The 6,256-nt window shown below is 60.1% G+C and carries 7 protein-coding genes; 4 read left to right on the top strand and 3 right to left on the bottom strand.

The features are described 5' to 3' along the window. Positions 1 to 390: 390 nt before the first annotated feature. The gene (locus EN935_RS18250; RefSeq protein ID WP_109669227.1) at positions 391 to 795 is read left to right on the top strand and encodes a hypothetical protein; all 405 of its coding nucleotides are present in this window, start codon (positions 391 to 393) and stop codon (positions 793 to 795) included. A gap of 63 nt (positions 796 to 858) precedes the next feature. Here the strand turns inward: EN935_RS18250 and EN935_RS18245 are convergent, their stop codons facing one another. From EN935_RS18245 to EN935_RS18235, 3 genes are all read right to left on the bottom strand, one after another. After that, positions 859 to 2,430 carry a GMC family oxidoreductase gene (locus EN935_RS18245; RefSeq protein ID WP_109669229.1) on the bottom strand — a complete coding sequence of 524 codons (1,572 nt, stop codon included), beginning with the start codon at positions 2,428 to 2,430 and terminating at the stop codon, positions 859 to 861. 46 nt (positions 2,431 to 2,476) lie between these two features. Further along, positions 2,477 to 3,007 carry a Twin-arginine translocation pathway signal gene (locus EN935_RS18240; RefSeq protein WP_109669231.1) on the bottom strand — a complete coding sequence of 177 codons (531 nt, stop codon included), beginning with the start codon at positions 3,005 to 3,007 and terminating at the stop codon, positions 2,477 to 2,479. A gap of 81 nt (positions 3,008 to 3,088) precedes the next feature. Then, positions 3,089 to 3,484, bottom strand: a complete 396-nt coding sequence (locus tag EN935_RS18235; protein WP_127373493.1) for a VOC family protein — start codon at positions 3,482 to 3,484, stop codon at positions 3,089 to 3,091. Positions 3,485 to 3,712: 228 nt separating this feature from the next. Between EN935_RS18235 and EN935_RS18230 the strand changes: the two genes are divergently transcribed. The 3 genes from EN935_RS18230 to EN935_RS18220 form a co-directional block, all read left to right on the top strand. Then, positions 3,713 to 4,018: a ribbon-helix-helix domain-containing protein gene (locus tag EN935_RS18230; RefSeq protein ID WP_109669237.1), complete on the top strand. Its 306-nt coding sequence runs from the start codon at positions 3,713 to 3,715 to the stop codon at positions 4,016 to 4,018. A 473-nt stretch (positions 4,019 to 4,491) separates the two neighbouring features. After that, positions 4,492 to 5,118 (top strand): gluconate 2-dehydrogenase subunit 3 family protein, encoded by a 627-nt coding sequence (locus EN935_RS18225; protein ID WP_245462839.1) that lies wholly within the window; start codon positions 4,492 to 4,494, stop codon positions 5,116 to 5,118. A 2-nt stretch (positions 5,119 to 5,120) separates the two neighbouring features. After that, the coding region (locus tag EN935_RS18220; protein ID WP_164771191.1) for a GMC family oxidoreductase at positions 5,121 to 6,256 on the top strand (1,136 nt) is incomplete at its 3' end.

Genomic DNA, 6,256 nt, shown 5'->3' with positions numbered 1-6,256 from the left:
GGAGCGGACATCAACAGGCCGGCGGCAACCACGCTCGCCGAAAACATTTTTGTTATGGTCGAGAAATTACCCCTCATATTACAGACTCCCAAGCTGGTTGATTGCACCGCAACACTACAATGCAACCCCCATGCCAATCGCTTGGCGACACCAAATGGAGACCAATAAATCCAACATTATCAGCGGCTTGAAATATTAGGCTTACAAAAACAAAGAGAGCCGGTTAAAAATTGATTGAGAGAAATTTGCGCAGTGCACGCGACCGATGCCTAATTTTCGCCCACCTCTACTAGATGCCTAGATTTTGATCTTCGCAGGTGGATCACCGACGACCGATGTTGCGGCGCGGTGCAAAAATGGGGCAAGCTCGCTCCTCAAACGAGCGACGTCATGGCTTCAGGCATTTCACGCATCCTTATCGGCATACTGCTTCTGGCGGCAGCAACCGGGACCGCACGAGCCGATTTCAGCGATGGCAAGATGCCCGACGGTATCTATCACTGCGAGGTCTACCTGCTCGGCATGTTCCTCAGCCTCGGCGACATCACCATCAAGGGGAACGTCTACAGCGGCCCAATTTATACCGGCCTCGGCACCGCGCAGCAGGGGTACAACTATCAAATGGATGCAAACGGCGTGATCTCCTGGTTGGGACCGCTGGGCGGCTATACCGCCGGCGGCAACTCGCTGTCGCTGACCCAGGCAACGCTGGACGGCCAGAGCACGCCCTCCTTCGACATCATCATGAAGCAACCCGACGGCGCCTTCACCGCCTCGACCTGCACCAGGCAATGAGGCTGCAAGAAAAGGCGCGGAACCTTGTGGGCTCCGCGCCAGCAGGCAGTCGGGAGGATGTGACTAGATCGTCTTGGCCGACATCTGCGCGGCGATGTAGCCGGCCTGGCGGATCGCCAGCGACACGATCGTCAGGGTCGGGTTTTCGGCGGCTCCGGTCGTGAACTGGCTGCCATCCGACACGAACAGGTTCTTGATGTCGTGCGCCTGGCCGTGCTTGTTGACGACGCCGTCGGCCGCCTTCTCGCTCATCCGGTTGGTGCCGAGATTGTGGGTCGACGGATAGGGCGGCGTCGGGAAGGTGCGCGTGGCACCAACCGCAGCATAGAGCGCCGTGGCCTGCTTGTAGGCGTGGTTGCGCATCGCTGTGTCGTTCGGATGATCGTCGAAATGCACGTCGGCGATCGGCATCCCGTGCGCGTCCTTCTCGTCGGCATGCAGCGTGATGCGATTCTCCGCGCGCGGCATGTCCTCGCCGACAATCCACAGGCCGGCCATGTGGTCGTAGTGGTCGAGTGCGGTGGTGAACGAGCGGCCCCAGGCGCCGGGATCGAGGAAGGCCGCCATGAACGGCAGACCCAGTGACAGCGTCTCGAACTCGTAGCCGCCGACGAAACCACGTGACGGATCATGGCGCGCCTCGTCGCGGATGATGCCGGCCATGGTGGTGCCGCGATACATGTGCACCGGTTTGTCGAAGATGGCATAGACCGAGCCGGTGGTGTGGCGCATGTAGTTCTTGCCCACCTGCCCCGACGAGTTGGCAAGACCGTCAGGGAATTTGCCCGATGCCGAATTGAGCAGCAGCCTTGGGCTCTCGATCGAATTTCCCGCGACGGCGACGATGCGCGCCTTCTGCTCCTGGAGCTTGCCGTCCTTGTCGGCATAGACGACGCCGGTCACCTTTCCGCTAGCATCATGGTTGATCTTGATCGCCATGGCGTTCGGCCTGACTTCGAGATGGCCCGTCGCCTCGCCCTTGGGTATCTCGGTGTAGAGCGTCGACCATTTGGCGCCCCATTTGCAGCCCTGGAAGCAGAAGCCGGTCTGCTGGCAGGAATTACGATCGTCGCGCTCGACCGAATTGATCGCCATATTGCCGGTGTGGCATTCCTTGTAGCCGAGCTTGTCTGCGCCGGCCTTCAGCACCTTGAAATTGTTGTTGCCCGGCAGCCGCGGCCAGTCATTGGTGCCGGTGACGCCCATCTTGGCTTCGGCCTTGGCGTAGTAGGGTTCCATCTCGGCGAGCGTGATCGGCCAGTCGAGCAAATTGGCGCCTTCCAGTTTGCCGTAGGTCGACAGTGTCTTGAACTCATGCTCCTGGAAGCGCAGCGAGGCTCCGGCCCAATGCGTCGTCGAACCGCCGACCGACTTGACGATCCAGGCCGGCAGGTTCGGAAAATCCTTGGCCACACGCCAGTCACCGGAGGTGGTGCGCTTGTCCGTCCAGGCGAGCTGGGCGAACGAGCCCCACTCGTCATTGATGAAATCCTCATATTCGTGGCGCGCGCCGGCTTCCAGGATGACGACGTCGACACCCTTCTGGGCGAGTTCGTTGCCGAGCGTGCCGCCGCCGGCGCCCGAACCGATGATGACGACCACGCCGTCGTTGTTCAGATCAAATGAAGCTGCCATGGTTTCCTCCCATGATTTCTGTTTGCGGGTTCAGGAACGACGGGGCTCAGAGCCACTCTATGTCGTTGAAACCGCGCGCGATGTAGCCGCCCTTGGAATAGGACTCGCCCTCGTAACCGAAGATCGGCCACACCTCTTTCTGGTTGTAGAGGCTGACGACGAGGCCGCCACGGATGGCCTGGAAGAACGGCGTCGCCTCGATCTGCTTCAGCACGCCGACGCGCTGGTCCTCCCAGCCGAGGCCGCGGTAGCCGCCGTCACCGGACTTCTTGTCGAGGTCGGCGATGCCGTCTTCGATCATCGCCTTGTAGGCGGCGTCCTTGCCGGCCTGCTCGTCATGGCCTTTCACGGCAATGGCGTAATATTTGTCGGGAACCTGATCGTGCGGATAGATGTCGCGCGCCATCTGGATCAGCGTCGCCATGGTTTCGGGCTTGAGTGCCGATGTCTCGAGCCCCCATGCATGTTCGGGACTGATGACGGCACTGCCAGAGATGACGAGCAGCGCGCCGATGCCACCGCGTTTGAGAAGCTCGCGACGTGAAAGCCCGGGCTTCGCGTCATAGATCGTGACCATTTTATTCCTCCCTGCTTGCTATGTGCACTCTTGAAAGTGCCGTTGCTGGCGCTGCACCTGCCGGTGCGGTTGCTATGTCCCCTATTGGAAGCGACCTCCGCGTTGCAGAACTTCGATCTTGTAGCCGTCCGGATCCTCGATGAAGAAAAAGCGGGCGATCAGCGCCCCGTCGCGGTTGAACTCGACGATCTTCTTCGGGCTGAGGCCGAGCGCGCCGAGACGGTCATGTTCGCTGTCGAGATCGGCGACCGAGACCGCCAGGTGACCGTAGCCGTCGCCGAGCCCGTAGGGCCCCTGCCGATCCTTGTTCACGGTCAGTTCGAGTTCGAACCCTGTCTCGGCATTGCTGAGGTAAACAAGCGTGAATGTCTCGAAGTCCAGCCTGTCGCCGACATCGAGCCCGAAGGCATTTCTGTAGAAATCGACGGATCGGGCCTCGTCGAGAACCCGGATCATGGAATGGATCGCTTTTGCCAAATCAGTCTCCGTCCTAATGTGTGGAAACGATTATGGGCAGCGCGGAAAAAAGGTGGTGGCAGCCGGTTACCACGCTCAAGACCTTGAATTGCCCTGCTTCGGCGACGGGGACGAAAGTCCGATTGCCGTTCCGCCAATTTTGCCCGACAATGCATGTGGGGACAGGTTGAGCAGTGTCAGGCTGCACGCCCGTCCACCCAAGACCAACAATCATGGGAGGTTTGTCGGATGTGCAGGGTGTTTGCGGGCCAGGATCCCGAAGGCTATCGCCAGATCAACCGGTCGATTCGCATCGACGGCCACTCGACCAGCATCCAGCTTGAAGCGACATTCTGGGCTTTGCTGGACGAAATCGCCGAAAACCAGGGTTTGACGACGCCAAAATTCATCTCGAAGCTTTATGACGAAGCCATCGAGATCAACGGCGCCATTCCGAACTTCGCGTCGATGCTGCGCACCACCTGCGCGCTCTACCTGCGCGGCCACCGGCCGGGCATGGAAGAGCAGATGGTGCCGAAGCGCGAAGCCGCCTAGCTCTAACTGTTGACCGCGACCTCGAACGCCAGCCGGTCAAGGACCGGTCCCTGATTCATGCCTGATGGCACGACTCTGTTTCTATCGGTCCAGCATCCGGGCAGGTAGGTCGGATGCTTCGCGGGATCATAGCCCGACTTCCCAGGCAGCCATCGAGCTTCAACAACACAATCAGACCTGATTGGCAGTAGACGAACCCTCGCTAACGATTTTGTGATGTGGTTGACGAGGTCATTTTCATCTCGCAGTCTATCAACATTCGATCTGCGACTTAACCTAACTACCTTTGTCATGATTACTTGGGCGTCACTTCCCGAGCGCGTCCTCTTATTTTCGAGATTCCTAATATGGACCATCGCAATCCTGTTCGAATGAATCGGCGTCTTTTCCTGTCCTCAGTCGCAATATTTACCGCAACCGCGACATCGGCCGGTTTTGCGCGGTCGTTCTCGGGCACTCTGCCCTGGACGCCAATGGCATCCGATCCACCAACGCAGGTCGTGGCCGGTGGCTGGCATTTTTTCTCAGCCCAGGAAGCAGCCCTTGTCGAGGCGATCGTCGACCGCATCATTCCTGCCGACGAGCTCAGCATGGGCGGCAAGGAAGCCGGTTGCGCCGTCTATATCGACAGCCAGTTGATGGGGGCGTACGGAGCCTCGAGCCGGCTCTACACACAAGGGCCGTTTTTGCCCGGACTGCCCACGCAGGGCTATCAGGGCGAGGCCAATCCGGCGCAACGTTACCGCGCCGGGCTTGCGGCCATCGACGCCTTCCTGAAACAGCGGGATGGCAAGACGTTCGTCGAGCTTGCACGGGCCGAACAGGATGCCTTCCTGACGGCCATGGAGGCTGGGAAAGTCGACCTGCCGAATGGCGTCAAGGGTCCGGCGTTCTTCGGGCTGCTGCTGCAGAACACCATGGAAGGGTTCTTTGCCGATCCTGTCTATGGCGGCAACAAGGACATGGTGTCGTGGCGCATGCTCGGTTTTCCCGGTGCCCGCTACGACTACCGGGACCATGTCAGCAAACACAATCAGCCATACCCGCAGCCGCCTGTCTCGATTATCGGGCGTCCCGAATGGCTCGGGAAAGGCGCCTGATCATGACCAAGATACTGCCTCGCAAAGACGTCGTGATCGTCGGTCTCGGTTGGACGGGATCCATTCTTGCCCATGAATTGACCGATCAGGGCCTGGACGTGCTGGCCATCGAGCGTGGTCCCTGGCGCGACACGGCAACCGATTTCAACATCGGTTATGCGCAGGATGAGTTGCGCTACAGCGTGCGGCGCGACCTCTTCCTGCAGCCGACCGTGGAAACCATGACGGTGCGCAACGACCCGTCGCAGACGGCGCTGCCGATGCGCGATTTCGGCTCCTTTCTACCCGGCAACGGCGTCGGCGGCGCGGGTGTTCACTGGAACGGCCACACTTGGCGGTTCTGGGATTCCGACTTTCAGATAAAGACCAATCTGACTAAGAAATACGGCGCGTCGAGAATCGCCGATCTCCAGGTCGAGGACTGGGGCGTGACCGGCACGGAGATGGAGCCCTATTACGACCGCTTCGAATATCTGGCGGGAATCTCGGGCAAGGCCGGCAACATCAAGGGTGAGTTGCAGGAAGGCGGCAATCCGTTCGAGGACCCGAGGTCACGGGATTATCCGAACCCGCCTATGCAGATGACCTACGCGCCGACCCTGTTTGCCGAGGTCGGCCGGTCGATCGGACTGCACCCCTTCCCCACCCCATCCGCCAACATGTCACGCGCCTACGTCAACCCGCTCGGCATCGCCATGGGTCAATGCACCTATTGCGGGTTCTGCGAACGGTTTGGCTGCGCCAACTATTCCAAGTCGAGCGCCCAGACCACCATCCTTCCCGTGCTGATGAAGAAGTCCAATTTCGAAGTCCGGACCGACAGCGAGGTGCTGCATGTCGATCTGGCCCCCGGAGGCAAGTCGGCGCGCGGCGTGACCTATGTCGACACATCGGGTCAGGAATACTTCCAACCCGCCGATCTCGTGCTCCTGTGCGCCTACGGCCTGCACAATGCCCGGCTGATGATGCTGTCCGGCATCGGAAAGATCTACGACCCCACCAGCGGCGAAGGAACGGTCGGGCGCAACTACTGCTACCAGACCAATGCCGGCGTACAGGTGTTCTTCGACGACAAGAACTTCAATCCGTTCATCGCCGCGGGCGCGCTCGGCCAGACGATCGACGACTACAATGGTGA

It is taken from the genome of Mesorhizobium sp. M7D.F.Ca.US.004.03.1.1, from assembly GCF_003998635.1.
In the GTDB taxonomy this organism is placed as follows: domain Bacteria; phylum Pseudomonadota; class Alphaproteobacteria; order Rhizobiales; family Rhizobiaceae; genus Mesorhizobium; species Mesorhizobium loti.
This window is presented reverse-complemented; position numbering and strand designations above follow the sequence as displayed.